The organism is Spirabiliibacterium falconis (genome assembly GCF_014885015.1).
In the GTDB taxonomy this organism is placed as follows: Bacteria; Pseudomonadota; Gammaproteobacteria; order Enterobacterales; family Pasteurellaceae; genus Spirabiliibacterium; species Spirabiliibacterium falconis.
Window position 1 is genome coordinate 1 of record NZ_JABMIJ010000013.1, and the last position, 20,761, is coordinate 20,761.

Consider the following 20,761-nt stretch of genomic DNA (forward strand, 5'->3'; position numbering starts at 1 on the left):
TTTTTGAAGATCATTGACATATTAGCTAATAGAAACCATTAAAACCGACAAAAATACCCTAAAATAGCGTATAATTGCATTTTAGGGCTAAACCGCATAAAACCGCAATAAAAACTATTTTTTATTAGGGATTATGCGGGAAGACGCGGGAATAGGCGGGAAAGATGTATATAGACGCACTACGAAGCACCACAAAACCGATTTTTAGTACCCAATAAAGTACCCACAAAACAAATAATAAAAAAATAAGTTTGTTTTAAATCAATTTGTTATATCCCCAAGTTGTTCCCGTCTATCCCACCAATTCATACATTCTCTGAATCCATACTTCGCATTATTTAATAAAATGCACCATATTTTCTTTGCTACGGCGTACCTTTTTCATCGGTGCAAGCCAATCTTTTTCTGTATCTGCGTAGCCAATATAGATGAGTGAAACACTTTTTAATCCTTTCTGTGGCAGCTCTAATAGTTCGTCGAGTATATTGTTGTTAAAGCCTTCTACCGGGGTGGTATCTACCCGTAATTCTGCCGCTTGTGCCAATGCCAAGCCCATTGCAATATACGTTTGACGTGCCGCATGGGCAAAATTTTCAGCTTGGGTATGCTTCAGCACTTTTTGTTTCAACATGGTAGTATATCGGTTAAAACGACCTCGCGGTAACTCTCGTTCATCAGTGATAAAATCATACATATTATCAATGCGTTGCTCGGTATAATTATCCCAAGCAGCAAAAACTAATACATGCGAGCAGTTTCGCATACACTCAGGATTAAGTGCGGTTTCGCTCAATTGCTCTTTCAATGCTTGATTTTCGATTACAATCATTTCAAATGGTTGCAAGCCTGATGAGGTTGGCGCAAGCCGTGCCGCCTCAATGATCTTTTCCACGCTCTCCTGCGGGACTTTTTTATTTGGACTATATGCTTTCACTGCATGTCGCCACTGTAAATTTTCAAGTAATGTTGTCATACAATCTCCTTTTTATTTTTTGCTGTATTATATTATAAAACAAAAAAGCCGAACATCGTCGGCTTTTTACTTCTATTCCATATTATTGATGACAACTTTCGCAAGCTGCACTATACATCCAAATTAATTTTTCTTGCTCAGAAATATAATCACTCATTTGCGATGCGGTACCTTCATCACCCGCTTCGCTGGCGGTTTCTAAAATGGCGCGTTGTTTAACCAGTAAGGTTTTAAAGCCCTCTAATGTGCCTTGCAAGCAATCTTTTGCACTTGAAACGCCAGTGTGCTCTTTGATGTCGGCAATTTTCAAGTATTCACTAAACGCATTGCTTGGGCGGTAGCCTAAGGTTAAAATACGCTCTGCAATTTCATCTACTTTAATCACCAAATCATCATAAATTTCTTCAAACTTTGCGTGCAATTCAAAGAAATTAATGCCTCGAATATTCCAATGATAGCCACGTACATTCATATAAAAAATCTGATAGTCAGCTAGTAATTCATTCAATTCTTTCGCTAATGTTTCAGATTGTTTTTTATCTAAACCAATTTGGGTTTTCATAATAGCCTCCTTATATGTGTTTACGTTACATATTATAAATCCCACCCTAAAATATGCTAATTGTCTAACATAATGTCTGAGATAGTCATCATCTATCAAAAAGTCATGTTCGAAAATAAACAAATTGATTTTCTTTTGAACTTTTCATATTATGGTCTCCCTTAAAAATAATACTATTTTTACTTCTTTAATCTAACTTTGGAGAGACTATGTTTGCTTTTTTAAAAGCGTCGCCACCTGCGCCTCGCATACAAAATCAACAGCAAATTGATAACGACTACAAACGCTTGCGTTGGCAGGTCTTTTTTGGGGTATTTATCGGCTATGCTGCATACTATTTAATTCGTAAGAATTTTTCCTTAGCCATACCGCACTTAATCGAACAATATGGCTACACTAAAGCCCAACTTGGAACTGTCTCATTCGCGCTAGCGATTGCGTATGGCTTTAGTAAGTTCATTATGGGGAATGTATCTGACCGTTCAAACCCAAAATATTTTATTAGCATCGGCTTGGTTGCCTCTGCTGCAGTCAGTATGATTTTCGGACTTGTACCAGGCGTGCTTGCATCGCTACCCGCCATGGTTGCTTTAAGTGCGCTTAATGGCTGGTTCCAAGGCATGGGCTATCCACCAGGGGCGAAAACCATGACCAACTGGTTTTCAACCTCAGAGCGTGGTTCATGGTGGAGTTGGTGGAATATTTCTCACAATCTCGGCGGCGGGTTAATCGGTCCATTGGCTATTTTAGGTGTCTATTTGTTTGGTGCATGGCAAGCCTTGTTCTACCTACCTGCGACCATCGCCGTGTTACTTAGTGTGATTATGTTTTTCTTGATGCGTGATACACCTGAATCAGAAGGTCTGCCTCCTATTGAGGAATACAAAGGCGAAGCCACGGGTGAGCAAGTGGAATCTGCACATACGCTTACTGGACGTGATATTTTCTTTAAATATATTTTAACAAATAAATTTTTATGGGCGATTACCATTGCCAATATTTTCGTCTATTTTATTCGCTATGGCATAATCGACTGGGCACCAACCTACTTAAAAGAAGTGAAACATTTCTCATTTGACAAACAAAGTTGGGCGTATTTCTTATATGAATATGCAGGTATTCCGGGAATGTTAGTCAGTGGCTATCTAAGTGATAAAGTATTTAAAGGTCACCGTGCGCCACCAATGCTGTTATTCCTCGTTGGTGTATTAATTGCCATTATAATTTACTGGAAAAATCCAGCTGGCAACCCAGCCGTTGATAACGCCTGCTTAATTGCAATCGGCTTTTTAATCTACGGACCTGTTATGATGATTGGCTTGCAAGCAGCGGATTTAGTGCCAAAAGTGGCTACAGGTACAGCAACAGGCTTAACAGGCTTATTTGGTTATCTCATCGGTTCAGCCAGTGCAGGAACCGTGCTTGGTGCATTGGTTGATAACTTTGGATGGGACGGCGGCTTCTATGCTCTGATTTCCTCATGCTTCTTAGCATTTGGCTTTATTGCCCTAACCCTATTCAAGAAAACCAACAAACAATTAGCAAAATAGAAAGTGCGGTTAACGCACAAAATAAAACCGCACTTTAACGTGCGGTTTTTTATTTCTCCATTATGCAACTTTAAGCGGTTTACAATCTGCTGCCGTAATCCGCATTGCGTCGATCTCTTCAGGCGTAAACGGTCGCCCCGGCTCATTGAATAGCAGTGCGCCATCTTTGAAAAACGCAAAGCCGTGTTTGCCCATCCGTGTCCATTGCTCATCTTTGGTTAATGGATAAGTGGAAATAATCACCACTCGATCATCAGGTTTAGCATATTGACTGAAGTCAATCACCTCATCATCATCAATACGGCACGCCTTGCCGAAAGGTGCTTTGCGACAAATATAATGCAAATTTGTGGAACAATGTGCCAACATCCACTGCCCATTCGAAAGAATATAATTAAATGTGCCACGGCTTGAAAGCTCGGGTGTGATTTCTTGCATAAATTCAAAAATCTCTTGCTCACTCGGTTTGCTCGCAAAACGATTTTTAATGCTGTCAACAATATAACAAAATGCGGCTTCTGAATCTGTTGTGCCAATCGGATGGCAATGGCTTTGTTCCAGATCGGGCACAGTTTCTAAATCGCCATTGTGCGCAAATACCCAATTTTCACCAAACACTTCTCGAATAAAAGGGTGTGTATTTTCAAGGTTCACGCTCCCACGGGTGGCTTTGCGAATATGCGCGATTACGTTGTACGATTTGATGTGATATTGCTTAACTAAATCCGCCACAGGTGAAGATGCACCAGGGCGATCATCACGAAAAATGCGTACACCTTTACCTTCAAAAAAAGCAATCCCAAAACCATCATTATGTTGATCGGTCACCCCAGCCCGACGGCGAAAGCCTTCAAAGGAAAAAACAATGTCGGTTGGGCTATTACAGTTCATTCCTAGAAGTTGACACATAACACAGATAATCCTTTCTTTATTATTTTACTAAATGAATTAATTTATGCACATTATACGCTTTTTTTATCAATACAAAATAGAGGGATATCAATTTCTTGACCGCACTTTTCATTATTAACAAAAAAGCCAGAGCGAACTCTGGCTTGATAAAACATAAAGTGCGGTTTGTCTAACAAACACCTTGTGCCAACATGGCATCCGCCACTTTAACGAAGCCACCAATGTTTGCACCCACCACATAGTTAATTGAGCCATCTGGTTGTTTCCCGTATTTTTCACACACAGCGTGAATATCAAGCATAATTTCATGCAATTTGGCATCCACTTCTTCTCGTGTCCAACTTAAACGTTGTGCGTTTTGTGACATTTCTAGACCAGATGTTGCCACGCCCCCCGCATTCGCCGCTTTACCCGGTCCAAACGCAACACCTGCTGCAATCAACTCATCGGTCGCCTCAATGGTGGTTGGCATATTCGCACCTTCTGCCACCAGTTGTACACCGTTGGCGATCAAGGTTTTTGCATCATCTAAGCCGAGTTCATTTTGAGTCGCACACGGCAGTGCAATATCCACTTTCACGCCCCACGGTTTTTTACCTTCTAGATACTCAAGGCCAAATTTTTCCGCATATTCCTTCACACGACCGTATTTTTCATTTTTGATTTCCATTAAGGCAGCGAGTTTTTCCGTTGTAAAGCCCTCTGGGTCGACTACTGTGCCTTGGGAGTCAGAACAAGTAATGACTTTCGCACCGAGTTCTAAACATTTTTCAATAGCATATTGTGCCACGTTACCCGAGCCTGATACCGAAACAACTTTGCCTGCAAAGCTATCGCCTTTGTGTTTCAGCATGGCTTGAGCAAAATACACCAATCCGTAACCTGTCGCTTCAGGGCGAATCAGACTACCACCGAAACTTAAACCTTTCCCTGTGTAAACGCAAGCCGTATTATTGGTGATTTTTTTCATCATACCCGTGATATAACCAATCTCACGCCCGCCCACACCGATGTCGCCTGCTGGCACGTCAGTATCTGGCCCAACGTGACGGTAAAGCTCGGTGACTAACGCTTGGCAAAAACGCATAATTTCGCCTTCGCTTTTCCCTTTAGGGTCAAAGTCAGAGCCACCTTTACCACCGCCCATTGGCAATGTTGTCAGTGCATTTTTAAACACTTGTTCAAAGCCTAAGAATTTCAAAATTGATAGGTTTACCGATGGGTGAAAACGCAAGCCACCTTTGAATGGACCAATGGCATTATTAAATTGTACACGAAATGCACGGTTAACTTGCACCTGCCCTTTATCATCCACCCAAGGTACGCGGAATTGAATAGCACGCTCTGGCTCGCAGATACGTTCAAGCAAGGCTTGTGAATGGTATTTTGGATTTTTTTCAATAAACGGCCAAAGTGATGTTAACACTTCGCGCGCTGCTTGCAAGAATTCAGGTTGGTTTGGGTCACGTTGTTCAAGGCGTGCTAAAAATTCTTCAACGGTTGGTAAGTTACTCATAATGTACCTCTGTTTTTGTTATGATGTTGTGTTTAAGTCATATTATTATTTTGATAGGGTCTAAAAATAAATTTTAGGTCTTAAACATACCGCACTTTTATCGCCTTGTAAACTATATTTTTTCTAAAAAATTGCCAATTTATCCCATAATTCATCTATTTTTTTCACTACTTCTTTATCTTTTACAATAGGAATTCCCCATTCTCTTGCGGTTTCACCTTGCCATTTATTCGTGGCATCGATGCCCATTTTAGAGCCTAATCCTGCCACAGGCGAGGCAAAATCAAGATAATCAATCGGCGTATGTTCAATCATCGTGACATCACGAGCAGGATCACTACGCGTGGTAATCGCCCAAATCACATCTTTCCAGTCCCGCGCATTCACATCATCATCACACACAATCACATATTTGGTGTACATAAATTGGCGTAAAAACGACCATACCCCCAACATAATACGCTTCGCGTGCCCTGGGTATTGCTTTTTGATCGTCACCACCGCCAGACGGTACGAACAGCCCTCAGGCGGTAAATAGAAATCCACAATCTCAGGGAATTGCTTTTGCAAAATTGGCACAAACACTTCATTCAAAGCCTCGCCAAGCACTGCGGGCTCATCAGGTGGACGGCCAGTGTAGGTGGAGTGATAAATCGGCTTTTCCCGCATCGTGATGTGCGTAACCGTAAAAACAGGGAAATAATCCTGTTCATTATAATAGCCCGTATGATCGCCATAAGGCCCCTCAAGTGCGGTTTCTTCAGGGTCAATATAGCCCTCAAGCACAATTTCCGCACTGGCTGGAATCTCTAAATCATTGGAAACGGATTTGACCACTTCCGTTTTGTTTCCCCGCAAAAGCCCTGCAAACGCATATTCTGACAAGGTATCAGGCACGGGCGTCACAGCCCCTAAGATCGTGGCTGGATCTGCGCCCAACACCACAGAAAGCGGGAACGGCTCACCTGGATGCGCCTCTTTCCATTCTTGAAAATCAATCGCACCACCACGGTGAGAAAGCCAGCGCATAATTAACTTATTCTTTGCGATCAATTGTTGGCGATAAATGCCCAAATTTTGCCGTTTTTTATAAGGGCCTTTGGTTACCGTCAACCCCCATGTCACCAAAGGGGCAACATCACCTGGCCAGCAGTGCATAATCGGCAGTTTGTGTAAATCCACATCCTCACCTTGCCACACGATTTGCTGACACGGTGCTTTACCCAGCACTTTGGTGGGCATGTTCAACACCTGCTTAAAGTGCGGTAATTTTTGGATAAAATCTTTGAACCCTTTCGGCGGCTCGGGTTCTTTTAAAAATGCTAACAATTTACCCACATCACGCAGCGCACTCACCTCTTCTTGCCCCATGCCAAGTGCCACACGCTTTGCTGTGCCAAACAAGTTGCATAGCACTGGGATATCCGATCCGATTGGGTTTTCAAACAACAACGCTGGGCCACCTGCACGCAAAGTGCGGTCGGCAATTTCGGTCATTTCCAAATGCGGATCAATCGGCAAACTAATGCGTTTTAACTCGCCTCGCTGCTCTAATAAATCTAAAAAATCGCGTAAATTTTTGTATTTCATTCTTTAGCCTCAATGTGCTTCATCCCAGTTATCACCCACGCCCACCTCAGCAATTAAAGGCACGTTAAGCATAACCGCACTTTCCATTTTTTGTTTAATCATCTCACTCCACTGGCTCACGCTATCAACTGCAACTTCAAACACCAATTCATCGTGCACTTGCATGATCATTTTGATGTCATCTCGGTCTTGAATCTCAGCATCGATCGCCAACATAGCTTTTTTAATGATGTCCGCCGCAGTGCCTTGCATTGGCGCATTAATGGCAACACGCTCCGCTGCTTTACGGCGCATCCCATTACTGGATTGAATTTCTGGCAGATAAAGCCTACGCCCGAATAACGTTTCCACATAACCTTGCGTGCGGGCTTTTTCTTGAATATCGTGCATAAATTGCTGCACCAAAGGATAGCGTTTAAAATAACGGTCAATGTATTCCTGTGCTTGATTGCGTGCAATGCCCAATTGACGTGCTAGCCCAAAAGCACTCATCCCATAAATTAGCCCAAAATTGATCGCTTTTGCACTGCGGCGTTGTTCACTGCTCACTTGCTCTAAACTTACGCCAAAAATTTCTGCCGCGGTAGCACGGTGGACGTCTTTACCCTGTGCAAATGCTTCGCACAATCCCTTATCGCCAGAAAGATGCGCCATAATCCGTAATTCGATTTGTGAATAGTCTGCTGCAACAATACAATTCCCCTTTTCTGCAATAAAGGCTTTGCGAATGCGTCGCCCCGCTTCATTACGAATAGGGATATTTTGCAAATTCGGATCACTTGATGACAATCGTCCAGTAATGGTTACCGCCTGATGGTAAGAGGTATGCACACGCCCCGTAGTAGGATCAATCATTTGCGGCAGCTTGTCTGTATAGGTTGATTTCAACTTCGCTAAGCCACGATGTTCAAGCAAGATACGAGGTAATTCATAATCCACAGCCAGCTCTTCTAGCACCTCTTCATTCGTGCTTGGTGCTCCTTTAGGCGTTTTTTTCAACACAGGCAACGCCAGTTTCTCGAACAAAATCATCTGTAACTGTTTAGTGGAAGCTAAATTAAATGGCTCTCCTGCCAGTTCATGTGCTTGTGTTTCCAGCTCGTTAAGACGTATGCTAATCTCATTGCTTTGCTGCAAAAGCCGTTCACAGTTTAATTTCACGCCATTTTGCTCAATGCGAGAAAGCACCAAGGCGAGCGGCATTTCAAGAGTGGTAAACAATGTTTTTAATGACGATTGTGCCTCTAGTTTTTGCCATAACTGCTGATGCAATTTCATCGTTACATCCGCATCTTCCGCAGCATATTCACTCGCCTTTGCAATCTCAATTTGATCGAATGTTAACTGCCCTTTTCCTTTACCTGCAATAGTCTCAAAACTGATGGTCTGATGCCCTAAATAACGTTTGGCGAGCTCGTCCATATTGTGCCGTCCTGTACTATCCAGTGTGTAGGACTCCAACATAGTGTCAAACTGCACGCCTTGCAATACCACGCCATAACGGCTCAAAATAGTGTAATCATACTTAATATTCTGCCCAACTTTAGCAATTTTCGGATTTTCAAAAATAGGTTTCAGCAAGGCTAAAGTGCGGTCAAAATCCAGCTGTGTTGGCACATCAAGATAATAATGCTGCAATGGCAAATAAGCCGCCTCACCATTTTCCAACGCAAATGACATACCCACAATGCGTGCTTGCATATAATCTAGCGAATTGGTTTCAAGATCGAGCGCAAACAATGCCGCCGCTGACAACTTCTCTCGCCATTCATCGAATTGCGCAGAGGTTAAAATGGTCTGATAACGGCTACGATCAATATTGACTTCGGCAACCGCACTTTCATTTTTATCACGTTCCGCATAGCCCTTCGCTGCCGCACTAACATTAATTGGCTTGCTCTCTGTGGCGGCATTACCTAACAAGTCATTCAACCAACGCTTAAATTCATAACGTCCAAACGCCTCGATTAGCCCATCCGTATCTTGGGGCTGCATAACCAATTGCTCATACAAAATCAGCAGTTCCACATCCGTTTTAATCGTTGCCAGCTGATAAGACAAATCCGCAAGCGATTTCGCATCGGCTAATTTTGCCCCTAGCGTCTTCGCACCACGAATTGGCAGTGTTGCGACCTGATCTAGGTTCGCATAAATATGCGCCATTGAGCCTAAGCCTTGCAATAGTGCAAGTGCGGTTTTTTCCCCCACACCCGGCACGCCTGGAATGTTATCGGAGCTATCGCCCATTAAGGCGAGATAATCAATGATTAACTGAGGCGGAATGCCATATTTTTCCTCTACGCCCGCACGGTCGAGCAAGGTATTGTTCATCGTGTTGATCAACATAATATGATCATCAACCAACTGCGCCATATCCTTATCCCCCGTACTAATCAGCACAGATTGACCGCACTTTGACGCCTGTACCGCCAGCGTGCCAATGACATCGTCAGCCTCCACACCATCCACCACCAATAACGGAATGCCCAATAGCTTAATCATCTGATGCAATGGCGCAATTTGCGCACGCAAATCATCGGGCATTGGCGGGCGGTGAGATTTGTATTGAGCATAAAGTTCATCACGGAAGGTTTTGCCTTTGGCATCAAACACGACCGCAATGTATTTCGGATTGGCCTGCGCAATCAGGCTTTTGAGCATATTCAACACGCCATACATCGCCCCCGTTGGCTCGCCTAACGAATTGGTCAATGGCGGGAAAGCGTGAAAGGCGCGATAAAGATAAGACGACCCGTCCACTAACACGAACGGATTTTCAGCAATTTTAGCACTCATGGGCAGTACTCAAAGATAATTCAACATTGCTGACTATCCTAAAGGATTTTGCCTTGTGAGTACAGATGAAAGAACACCGCACTTTTATGCAAAGTGCGGTCGGGATTATTTATTCCACGGCATTTTTTGCAGCAAAATCGCCATACCGCACCAGCCTGTTGCACCAGCGAAAATCAGCCCACAACCAATTAATAAGGTAAGTACCGAAAATCCGTGCGCACCAGCAAGGCTTAGCAGAGAGAACAGTGCCACAAGGCTGCCTGCGGCGAGTTGTACTTGACGCATCAGCGGTAATGTTTTCCTGTTGCTGGCAGAGATCACGGGAAAACCAGCTTGTTGCCACGCTTCAATGCCACCTTCGAGATTGTAAAGCTCAACGTGTGGGGCATGTTGTGCAATAATCGCACAGCCTTTTTCGCCACGTTTGCCTTTTTGACACTGAATCACGACTTTACGCCCTACGGGGATATGTGCGAGACTTTGCTCAAGCTGTGAAAGTGGCAGAGAACAGGCTTGCGGAATGTGGCTTGCGGCGTATTCATTTGGCTCACGCACATCAATTAATACCGCATTTTCCTTCTCAAGCCATTGCGTAAGGGTTGTTGCATTAACCGTTTGCATAGTTGCTCCTTTTATTGCTGTAAACGTTTATTGCTGTAAACGTTGATTATCGTGATAAATCACAGCACGTCCTGTGCGAGCAAATCCAAGTAGAGTAAGATTGTATTGTTGTGCCAGCTGCACGGCATAATCAGTCGCAGCTGAAATAGCGATTAACATTTCGATGCCGCATGCCACACATTTTTGCACCATTTCATAACTTGCACGGCTAGAAACGAGGACAAAGCCGTGTGGCTGACCACACTTTGCATGCCAGCCTAATAATTTATCCAATGCAACATGCCGCCCAACATCTTCGCGAATAGCAAGCAATTCACCTTGTGGCGAAAAAAACGCCGCTGCGTGCGTCGCACCGCACTTTTGTGCCAACACTTGCTGTTGCTGCATTTGTATGAGTATGTCATCTAATTGAGATAAAGAAAAGGTGATTGTTTGCTCAACGTCAGTTAGTGGACGTGTGACTTGGTTCAGCTGCTCCACACCACATAGCCCGCAGCCTGTTCGCCCCGTCAGTGTGCGTCGCTTTTCTTTAAGTGCCACAAAATAGCGTGTCGCCATCTCGATTTGCACCTCGAGCCCATTACATTGCGTCACAACATCCATGCCATAAACCGCACTTTTCGTATCAATAATGCCTTCCGCTAACGAAAAACCGAGCGCAAAATCCTCCAAATCTTGTGGTGTACACATCATTACCGTGTGCGCAATGCCGTTATAGACCAGTGCCACTGGCACTTCATTAGCAAGATAATCTGTTTGTGACAAAAGTGCGGTCGCGTTGTTTGATTGATAGCGGGTTATTCGTCGCTCGGTTAAATTTTGCACACCTTGTTCCTCATAGCGTGATCTATGTCAATATTTTCAATAAAATTCACCCTTTCATTGTAGCGCATTGTGAACTAGATTGCATAAATTGCGTTAAAATATTGCACATAGGCTTAATCAAGAGTACCATTGAGCCAATTTGTAATTTTACAATTTCGTTACAAATGCAAATACGAATTATTACTTTAACTCTACATTCCACAACATTAAGGAGTTCTTATGCAACTAAGCAGAAGAAAGTTCTTTAAAGTCTGTGCAGGTGGCATGGCAGGAACAACTGCCGCTGCGTTAGGTTTTGCACCAGCAACCGCATTAGCGGCACCACGTGAGTATAAACTCTTGCGTGCGCGTGAAACCCGTAACACTTGTACATACTGTGCTGTTGGCTGCGGTATGCTGCTGTACAGTTTGGGCGATGGGTCTATGAATGCCCGCGAAAAACTCATTCACATTGAAGGGGATCCCGATCATCCAGTGAGTCGTGGTGCGCTGTGTCCAAAAGGTGCTGGTGCATTGGATTACGTTAACAGCGAACGCCGTATGCTCTATCCTGAATACCGTGCACCAGGTTCAAAAGAGTGGAAACGCATTAGCTGGCATGATGCACTAACACGCATTGCGCGCTTGATGAAAGACGACCGCGATGCTAACTATATTACTACAAATGCTGAAGGCACCCCCGTTAACCGTTGGTTAACCACGGGTATGCTAATGGCATCTGCGGCAAGTAACGAAACTGGCTTGTTAAGCCAAAAATGGGCACGCTCTTTAGGGCTAATCTCCATTAACAACCAAGCGAGTATCTGACACGGACCAACGGTAGCAAGTCTTGCTCCATCATTTGGTCGCGGTGCGATGACAAATCACTGGTGTGATATTGCCAATTCAGATATGGTCATTGTAATGGGCGGTAACGCTGCTGAAGCACACCCTGTTGGTTTCCGCTGGGTTATTGAAGCGAAAAAACGTCGTGGCACAAAACTATTTGTGATCGACCCGCGTTTTAATCGGACTGCTGCAGTGTCTGATTTTTATTCGCCAATTCGTTCTGGTACGGATATTACTTTCTTGTCGGGTGTTATTCGTTATCTACTTGAAAACGATAAAATTCAGCACGATTATGTACGGGAATACACCAACGCAAGTTTCCTTGTGGACGAGGCCTTTGGCTTTGAAGACGGGCTGTTTACAGGCTATGATGAAACAACTCGACAATATGATAAATCCACTTGGAACTATCAATTCGATGAACAAGGTTTTGCAAAACAAGATAAAACCTTACAACATCCACGCTGCGTGTTAAATCTATTAAAAGATCACGTGTCGCGTTATACCCCTGAAATGGTAGAACGTATTTGTGGTGTAAAACAAAAAGACTTCTTATATTTCTGTAAAGAATTGGCAAAATGCAGTGCACCTGATAAAAATGCCACTATTTTGTACGCATTAGGTTGGACACAGCACTCTGTGGGTTCACAAAACATCCGTACTATGGCAATTATCCAGCTTTTACTTGGTAACATTGGTGTTGCTGGTGGCGGGATTAATGCGTTGCGTGGGCACTCTAACGTACAAGGTATCACCGATATGGGATTATTCCCACATATGATGCCAGGTTATATGCCTCTGCCAACGGATAAAGATACCAGTTTAGAAAAATTCCTTGAGCGGATTACACCGAAAAACACCCGTCCTGATCAAGTGAATTACTGGAAAAATACGCCAAAATTCTATATCAGTATGCTTAAAGCTTTCTTTGGCGACAACGCAACGCCTGAAAATGAATTTGGCTTCCATTACTTACCAAAAATCGACAATACATACGACCAATTTATGTTTGTTGATATGATGTATGAAGGTAAAGTCAATGGTTATCTCTGCCAAGGTTTCAACCCGATTGCGTCATTCCCAAATAAAGAAAAAGTGCGGTCGGCGTTAAGCAAACTAAAATTCTTAGTGGTAATGGATCCGTTAAAAACAGATACATCAGATTTCTGGCAAAACTTTGGGGAATACAATGATGTTAACCCTGAAGAAATTCAAACCGAGGTTTTCCGTTTACCAACAACCTGCTTCGTCGAAGAAGATGGCTCCATTGCTAACTCTGGACGTTGGTTGCAGTGGCACTGGAAAGGCTCTGATTCGCCAGAAGAGGCCAAAACGGATAATGAAATTCTATCAGAATTACGTCATCTTTTCCTCGAACTGTATGAAAAAGAAGGCGGCCCTGGCTTTGAACAAATCAAGGCGTATAGCTGGAATTACCGCAATCCACTTGAACCAACAGCAGAAGAGTTGGCAAAAGAAAATAACGGCTATGCTTTAGAAGATCTTAAAGATGCTAATGGCAATGTCATTTTGAAAAAAGGGCAATTGCTACCAAGTTTCGGTCTATTGCGTGATGACGGTACAACCAGTGCCGCAAACTGGATTTATACAGGTCAGTGGACAGAAGATGGCAATCTAATGGCTCGTCGTGATAATGCCGATCCGTCAGGTTTAGGCATTACACTTGGCTGGGCTTTTGCATGGCCAATGAATCGACGCACCATTTATAATCGTGCCTCGGCTGATGTCAACGGCAATCCTTGGGATCCTAAACGCCAATTAGTTAAATGGAACGGTAAAAACTGGAACTTTAACGATGTGGCTGACTACGGTACTGCACCACCAGGAAGCAATGTAACGCCGTTTATTATGCAACCTGAAGGAGTTGGCCGATTATTTGCTATTAACAAAATGGTTGATGGCCCATTCCCTGAGCACTATGAACCATTTGAAACACCAATCGGTACCAATCCGTTGCATCCAAATGTAGTGCAAAGCCCATGTGCTCGTGTATTACCAAACGATCGTGACTCTTTTGGTAATGCTGAAGAATTCCCTTATGTTGCCACCACCTATCGTTTAACAGAACATTTCCACTACTGGACAAAAAATGTATTGCTAAACGTTATCGCTCAACCAGAGCAATTTATTGAAATGGGTGAAGCATTAGCGAAAGAAAAAGGCATTAACAATGGTGATACGGTCAAAGTGTACTCTAAACGCGGTTATATAAAAGCTGTTGCTGTGGTAACTAAACGCATCAAAGAGCTACACGTTGATGGCAAAACAGTTCACACCATTGGCGTACCAATCCATTGGGGTTTTTCATCACTAGGTAAAAAAGGGTTCTTTGCAAATAACTTAACCCCGCCAGTGGGCGATGCAACAACCCAAACACCTGAGTTTAAAACCTTCTTGGTTAACATTGAAAAAGTGACGGAGGCTTAATATGGCTGTACAAACACAAAATATTATTAAAGCATCCGCCACCTCTAGCTTAACGCCTGCACCACGCACGCGTGATTTTGTGGCTGAAGTTGCAAAATTAATTGACGTGAGTGCCTGTATTGGCTGTAAAGCCTGCCAAGTGGCGTGTTCTGAATGGAACGATATTCGCGATACTCCAGGCAAATGTATCGGTAGCTACGATAACCCCATTGACCTGACTGCCAAATCATGGACGGTGATGAAGTTCAATGAAGTGGAAGAGAATGGTCGTCTAGAGTGGTTAATTCGTAAAGAAGGCTGTATGCACTGTGCCGATCCTGGCTGTTTGAAAGCTTGTCCATCCCCTGGCGCAATCATCCAATATGCCAACGGGATTGTTGATTTCCAATCCGATAAATGTATCGGCTGTGGTTACTGTATTTCAGGTTGTCCATTTAATGTACCACGAATCAATGAAGAAGATAATCGTGCCTATAAATGCACCTTATGTTCAGACCGTGTACAAGTCGGACAAGAACCTGCATGTGCCAAAACCTGCCCAACTGGAGCAATCCATTTTGGCAGCAAACAAGCGATGCTGGAATATGCAGAAACACGAGTGGCGGATCTAAAAAGCCGTGGGTATGAAAATGCGGGGATTTATAATCCTGAAGGCGTTGGTGGTACACACGTCATGTATGTACTACACCATGCTGATCGCCCAGAGCTCTATGCTAACTTGCCAAAAGATCCAAGCATTAGCCCAGTGGTGAGCTTATGGAAAGGCATTTTGAAACCGTTGTCAGGAATGGCAATGGGGGCATTGGCTCTCGCATCGGCTGCTCACTATATCGCTCTTGGACCGAATACTGAGTATGAAGATGAAGATAAGCCGCTTGATCCACACGATAATGACCACGGTAAGGGGGAATAATTATGGTCGATTTAAACACAAAAGTTCTCCGCCATAATCTCAAAGAACGCCTAAGCCATTGGTTGTTAGTGCTGTGTTTCTTTATGACCGCACTTTCAGGTTTATCGTTTTTCTTTGCAGATTTTGCTTGGATTGCAGAAATTCTCGGGACACCACAACTTGCCCGTGTATTGCATCCCTTTACAGGGTTAGTGATGATTGTCGCATTTTCTATCCTTGCAAAACACTATTGGCGAGATAATCTGATTGAAAAAGGTGACTGGCAATGGCTACTGAACGTAGTTGAAGTTCTCAAAGGCAACGAACATCATGTTGCTGATGTGGGACACTATAATATGGGGCAGAAATTACTTTTCTGGACACTTATTATGGCACTTGCTATTTTGCTGGTCACTGGTGTGATTATGTGGCGACCATATTTTGCACATAATTTCCCAATCCCAGTGATCCGTGTAGCATTACTTCTGCATGCAGTCAGTGCTATTGCTCTTATCTTAGGTATTATGGTACATATCTACATGGCAATTTGGGTTAAAGGCTCAATCCGTAGTATGGTTGAAGGTTGGGTTACCGCACGTTGGGCGAAAAAACATCACCCACGTTGGTATCGTAACGAAATTCTACCAAAACTCGAAGAAATGGAGCGTAACAAAGCACAAACTAAGGAAAATGTAGCTCATGAGCACACGCATTCTGCCAGAGAGCGAGATTAAGCAAGCGGCGGGGGAAATGCACACCCCGCCTTTACTGTTTGCTAATCCTAAAAACTTATATCAACGACGTGCAGCACGCCTACGACAACTCAGCGAAAATAGTCCATTGCAAGCCTATCTGCGCTTTTGTGCCGCATTAGCTGATGCACAATTAGCCGTTTTGAATGAGCAACCGTTAGCCACAGATGCACGTTTAGCAACACTGCCAGATGATGAACACCTCTGGCAACAAAAACCGCTGGATGTCACCACATTCAAACGCAACGATATATGGATCGCAATATTGCGTGCTATTTTGGCAAACGTCAAAAACGATGCTAATGACACCATTTTAGGCACAATAGAATGGTTAGAAAAAGCATCCAATACAGAGCTAGATGCCCTTGCTGATAAACTGCTCAGTGAAGGCTACCTACCCCAACAAAGTGATAAAGCCTTTTTCTTATGGGCTGCTTTATCGCTCTATTGGGTACAGCTCGTGCAGCAATTACCACGCCGTAAACACAGCGAAATAGGTGAGCAACGCCAAACTTGTCCTGTTTGTGGCTCAATGCCAGTTGCAAGCACTATTCACATTGGAGAAGCACAAGGTGCGCGTTATCTTCACTGTGGCTTATGTGAAAGCGAGTGGCACTTAGTGCGAGCATTATGCAGCAATTGTGAATCAGGAAAGTCGCTACATTATTGGTCTATTGACGGAGAAAATGCTGCTGTAAAAGCGGAAAGCTGTGACGATTGCCATAGCTATTTAAAAGTAATGTATCAAGACAAAGATGTTGACGTAGAAGCTATTGCAGACGATTTAGCCAGCCTGTTTTTAGATGATGAAATGGAACAGAAAGGTTATGCAAAAAGCACTGTGAACCCGCTACTCTTTCCTGCGGATTAATTTTTTATTGGCAATATATAAAGTGCGGTTACGTTTCCTAACCGCACTTTTTATTTTATAAGCTAAATGGTTTAACGTAAGGTAACATTCCCTTGCTTAGCATTTTGCGCAAGTCACTATTATAATTTGTACCTAATCCTTGAATTTGGAAATTGATACCAAACGCGTTGTCGTAGAACACCTCTTTATCGCTATTGCTCGTTGCATAATGACTTGAGGTAAGATAGCGTCTAGCACTGAACGTCACATTCCAACAACAGGTGTTGTACTGAATGCCTGCATATTGCTCCACAGGTTTGCCTAGTGCCACATCATGATAATAACGCCCCACAACCGCCCAGTTATCACTCAAATCCCATGCAAACGTTGCTCCGATTTGTTTAATATCTTGGTTGTAACGATTGATGCCATTGAGCAAGTTTTGATCGATATAATTTTTGGACGCATAGCGGTAAGTCAACTGCACGAGATTATTACCCGATGGATTGTATTCTAATGCCATATTCGCCAAAGACGTTTCACTTAATGTAGTATCGTATTGATAACTACCGCGCCATTCCCAATGTGGCGTAATTTTCCAATTTGATTCTAATGCCCAAGATGAAGATGAATGTCCACTGGTGCTGTTCACCGCACTTTCATCAACCTTAGAATCACGCAAGTAGTAAATTTGTCCAAGAGAGAGATTGAACCGTTCTTGTGCTTGGTTGTCAAAAAAGCGCGTTGTACCTCCCAATGTAACTTGGTTGGCAGATGCAATGCGATCGAGCCCACTATAACGACGATCACGGAACATTGAAAAATAATCTTGTTGCAACAATGCACTGTCATAGCCTAACCCCAGAAAACTGGAATTAACGCCTTGTGCACCAATATTGCTTTGATTTTTATAAGGGCGATACAAATATTGGGCATGCGGTTCAAATGTTTGCGAATAGCCTTTAAAGACGGTTTGATTGGTCAGTAGTACTGTTTCAAGATCCGCTTTAAATTGTGGCAACACACGACTGACCGCACTTTGCACTTCATACGCATTTGCGCCTTTGCCTTGTTTTTGGACATAATGTGTGGCATAAATTTTGCCTTGCACATTTAAACTGGCGTATTGATTGCTCAACGGTAAATTCAGCTCAGGCTCTACATGAAACCGCCATGCACTTGGCATCCGTTTGCTGTCGTTATCAAAATGGGCTGCTTGTGCATAAACAGCGTAATTTATCCCCCAAGGGTTGAGCTCGTTAGAATAATAGTGGAAATCAACCTGTGGCAACGCACGATATGGACCAATTTCCGCCACATCAAAAACTTGGAATTGCCGCCCTGAAATAGTGAGATTATAATTTGGTTGATAGTACCGCAGCTTAAATTGTTGTGTCGCATAGCCGTCAGTGCTACTTCCATATTGAGATACAAAATCACTGAAATAGCGTTTATCACTCACATGTGTGTAATCAACATTCAATCGCCAATCATTAGCAAATTGTGCAGCGTGTTGCCAATAAAATAAGTGGCGAGATTTATTTTCACCGACATAATCTTTGAGACGATCGTGGGCAAGATATTCGCCAGCAAGTTTACCCTGCCCAAATTGTGTTAAATAACGAAACTCACCCAATAATTGCATGCCCCGCTTGCTCATATATTTAGGCACAATGGTGGCATCATAATTCGGTGCAATATTCCAGTAAACAGGTTGCCCCCAACTCAGCCCATCGCGGCTTGATGAACCAAAATCAGGCATCAACAACCCACTACGACGACGGTCACCCAGCGGAAATTGCCAATAGGGCGTATAAAGCACGGGCACACCTAAAATACGAAAACGTGCGCCCCACATCTCCGCCACATCTTCTTGTAAATCTTGGCGGATTTCATTGGCTTCAATTGACCATGCATTATCATCAGGCAAACAAGAAGTGAAGCTGGCATGATACAACGTACGGTAACGCCCTTGCATTTGTACATTTTCCGCTGTGCCACGCCCTTGACGATCAACAAATTGATAATCAATATGACGAATATCGCTATCTTTACTATTCAAGTCAATTTTTGCATCTTGCCCTGTCAAGGAAATTAATTCATCTTGATAGCGCAATGCCCCGTTCACAAAGGCATAACGCTGAACATTTGCACCATTTTCGTGTGTTGCGATTTGAGCGTGCTGAGAATGCAAAGTGCGGTTACCTTGCTGAATGGCCACATCGCCACGATAGGTTGCCTGCATCGCATTTTGCATTTCCCCCTCATTGGCCTCAATATAAACAGGCAGTGTGTTCACATCGCCTTTCACTGTCTCACCCGTAAAGTGCGGTACACCCAAAAGACATTGCTGCCTCAAATCCGCATAGGCCAGGTTGCCATATAATGCACTACACACTAAAATGCTTAAAAGGGTAACTTGATTGCGTTTCATTGCATAACTCACGTTGATCAAATAAATAAAATTAGGTTGATTGTACAAGAAATTAGACCGTAACGCATATATTTCTTACCCCCTTATCTATACATTGAAACATTTTTCCTATCAGACAAATTATTGGCACATTTGAATTGATAAGGTTAGAATGAAGCAACTGTTTTACTCAAAAAGAAGGAAGGACTATGTCACAACTACAAGCACTACGCGAAATGACTGTTGTTGTTGCCGACACTGGCGACATTGACGCAATTAAAACCTATCAACCACAAGATGCCACCACCAATCCATCATTGATTTTAAGTGCGTCATCTCTCCCGCAATACGCCCCATTAATTGATGACGCGATTGCCTATGCCAAAGCCCAAAGCCAAAATAAAGCACAACAATTGATCGATGCTGAAGACAAATTAGCGGTCAATATTGGTTTAGAGATTTTAAAAATTGTACCAGGACGTATCTCAACTGAAGTAGATGCACGTCTTTCTTATGATACCCAAGCCACGGTGGAAAAAGCACGCCGATTAATCAAATTGTATAACGATGCGGGCATCAGTAATGAGCGAATTTTGATCAAAATCGCCTCTACTTGGCAAGGTATTCGTGCCGCAGAAATCTTAGAAAAAGAAGGCATTAACTGTAATCTCACACTGCTTTTCTCACAAGCACAAGCTCGTGCCTGTGCGGAAGCGGGCGTTTATCTCATCTCGCCATTCGTCGGACGTATTCTTGACTGGCACAAAGCAAACGGCGAGAAAAAAGAATTTGCTCCAGCAGACGATCCAGGCGTTATTTCCGTTACCGACATTTACCATTATTACAAAAAACACGGCTATGAAACCGTCGTGATGGGTGCCAGCTTCCGTAATGTAGGCGAAATTACCGAACTTGCGGGGTGTGATCGCCTCACCATTTCCCCTGCATTATTAAAAGAATTACAAGCCTCTGACGCGAAACTTGAGCGCAAACTTGAGTATAAAGGCGAAATTGTGGCTCGCCCAGACAAAATGACAGAAGCGCAATTCTATTGGGAGCACAACCTTGATCCAATGGCGGTAGAAAAACTTGCCGAGGGCATTCGTAAATTTGCCATCGACCAAGAAAAACTGGAAGCGATGTTAGCGGAAAAACTCTAACCGCACTTTAATGCCTCAACAAACAAAAAATCCCCACCGATTAGTGGGGATTTTATTAAAGTGCGGTCTAACC

At 43.3% G+C, this 20,761-nt stretch carries 15 protein-coding genes; 6 read left to right on the forward strand and 9 right to left on the reverse strand.

What is annotated here, in order from left to right; genetic code table 11:
• Window positions 1-334 precede the first annotated feature (334 nt).
• A complete protein-coding gene (locus HPC40_RS07655; RefSeq protein WP_208118907.1) occupies window positions 335-973 on the reverse strand; it encodes an NAD(P)H-dependent oxidoreductase in 639 nt (212 codons plus the stop codon).
• 82 nt (window positions 974-1,055) lie between these two features.
• On the reverse strand, window positions 1,056-1,535 hold the full coding sequence (locus tag HPC40_RS07660) for a Dps family protein (protein ID WP_208118908.1): 480 nt from the start codon (window positions 1,533-1,535) through the stop codon (window positions 1,056-1,058).
• A gap of 209 nt (window positions 1,536-1,744) precedes the next feature.
• Between HPC40_RS07660 and pgtP the strand changes: the two genes are divergently transcribed.
• Complete coding sequence (gene pgtP, locus HPC40_RS07665) at window positions 1,745-3,085, forward strand: phosphoglycerate transporter protein PgtP (RefSeq protein ID WP_208118909.1); 1,341 nt, start codon at window positions 1,745-1,747, stop codon at window positions 3,083-3,085.
• 60 nt (window positions 3,086-3,145) lie between these two features.
• Here pgtP and HPC40_RS07670 read toward each other — a convergent pair whose 3' ends face one another.
• From HPC40_RS07670 to fdhD, 6 genes are all read right to left on the reverse strand, one after another.
• Window positions 3,146-3,994 (reverse strand): class II glutamine amidotransferase, encoded by an 849-nt coding sequence (locus HPC40_RS07670; RefSeq protein WP_208118910.1) that lies wholly within the window; start codon window positions 3,992-3,994, stop codon window positions 3,146-3,148.
• A gap of 172 nt (window positions 3,995-4,166) precedes the next feature.
• Window positions 4,167-5,513: an NADP-specific glutamate dehydrogenase gene (gdhA, locus tag HPC40_RS07675; protein ID WP_208118911.1), complete on the reverse strand. Its 1,347-nt coding sequence runs from the start codon at window positions 5,511-5,513 to the stop codon at window positions 4,167-4,169.
• 123 nt (window positions 5,514-5,636) lie between these two features.
• On the reverse strand, window positions 5,637-7,103 hold the full coding sequence (gene ubiD / locus HPC40_RS07680) for a 4-hydroxy-3-polyprenylbenzoate decarboxylase (protein WP_208118912.1): 1,467 nt from the start codon (window positions 7,101-7,103) through the stop codon (window positions 5,637-5,639).
• A 9-nt stretch (window positions 7,104-7,112) separates the two neighbouring features.
• Window positions 7,113-9,899: a DNA polymerase I gene (gene polA, locus HPC40_RS07685; RefSeq protein ID WP_208118913.1), complete on the reverse strand. Its 2,787-nt coding sequence runs from the start codon at window positions 9,897-9,899 to the stop codon at window positions 7,113-7,115.
• 105 nt (window positions 9,900-10,004) lie between these two features.
• Window positions 10,005-10,520, reverse strand: coding sequence for a rhodanese-like domain-containing protein (locus HPC40_RS07690; protein WP_208118914.1), 516 nt, complete (start codon window positions 10,518-10,520; stop codon window positions 10,005-10,007).
• A gap of 27 nt (window positions 10,521-10,547) precedes the next feature.
• Window positions 10,548-11,345, reverse strand: a complete 798-nt coding sequence (fdhD, locus tag HPC40_RS07695; RefSeq protein ID WP_208118915.1) for a formate dehydrogenase accessory sulfurtransferase FdhD — start codon at window positions 11,343-11,345, stop codon at window positions 10,548-10,550.
• Window positions 11,346-11,564: 219 nt separating this feature from the next.
• On the opposite strand from fdhD, the gene fdnG reads away from it, so the two are divergent.
• The 4 genes from fdnG to fdhE are packed head-to-tail and all read left to right on the forward strand — an operon-like array spanning window position 11,565 to window position 17,136.
• On the forward strand, window positions 11,565-14,621 hold the full coding sequence (gene fdnG, locus HPC40_RS07705) for a formate dehydrogenase-N subunit alpha (protein ID WP_235972361.1): 3,057 nt from the start codon (window positions 11,565-11,567) through the stop codon (window positions 14,619-14,621).
• A 1-nt stretch (window position 14,622) separates the two neighbouring features.
• Entirely contained in the window at window positions 14,623-15,534 is a 912-nt protein-coding gene (gene fdxH / locus HPC40_RS07710) for a formate dehydrogenase subunit beta (RefSeq protein ID WP_208118918.1), read from the forward strand.
• Window positions 15,535-15,536: 2 nt separating this feature from the next.
• Complete coding sequence (locus tag HPC40_RS07715) at window positions 15,537-16,247, forward strand: formate dehydrogenase subunit gamma (protein WP_208118919.1); 711 nt, start codon at window positions 15,537-15,539, stop codon at window positions 16,245-16,247.
• Complete coding sequence (gene fdhE / locus HPC40_RS07720; protein ID WP_208118920.1) at window positions 16,213-17,136, forward strand: formate dehydrogenase accessory protein FdhE; 924 nt, start codon at window positions 16,213-16,215, stop codon at window positions 17,134-17,136. The genes HPC40_RS07715 and fdhE overlap by 35 nt, the downstream gene beginning before the upstream one ends.
• Before the next feature lie 55 nt (window positions 17,137-17,191).
• Here the strand turns inward: fdhE and lptD are convergent, their stop codons facing one another.
• Window positions 17,192-19,549, reverse strand: coding sequence for an LPS assembly protein LptD (gene lptD / locus HPC40_RS07725; protein ID WP_208118921.1), 2,358 nt, complete (start codon window positions 19,547-19,549; stop codon window positions 17,192-17,194).
• Between the two features lie 188 nt (window positions 19,550-19,737).
• Between lptD and tal the strand changes: the two genes are divergently transcribed.
• Window positions 19,738-20,688, forward strand: a complete 951-nt coding sequence (tal, locus tag HPC40_RS07730) for a transaldolase (protein ID WP_208118922.1) — start codon at window positions 19,738-19,740, stop codon at window positions 20,686-20,688.
• Window positions 20,689-20,761: the final 73 nt, after the last annotated feature.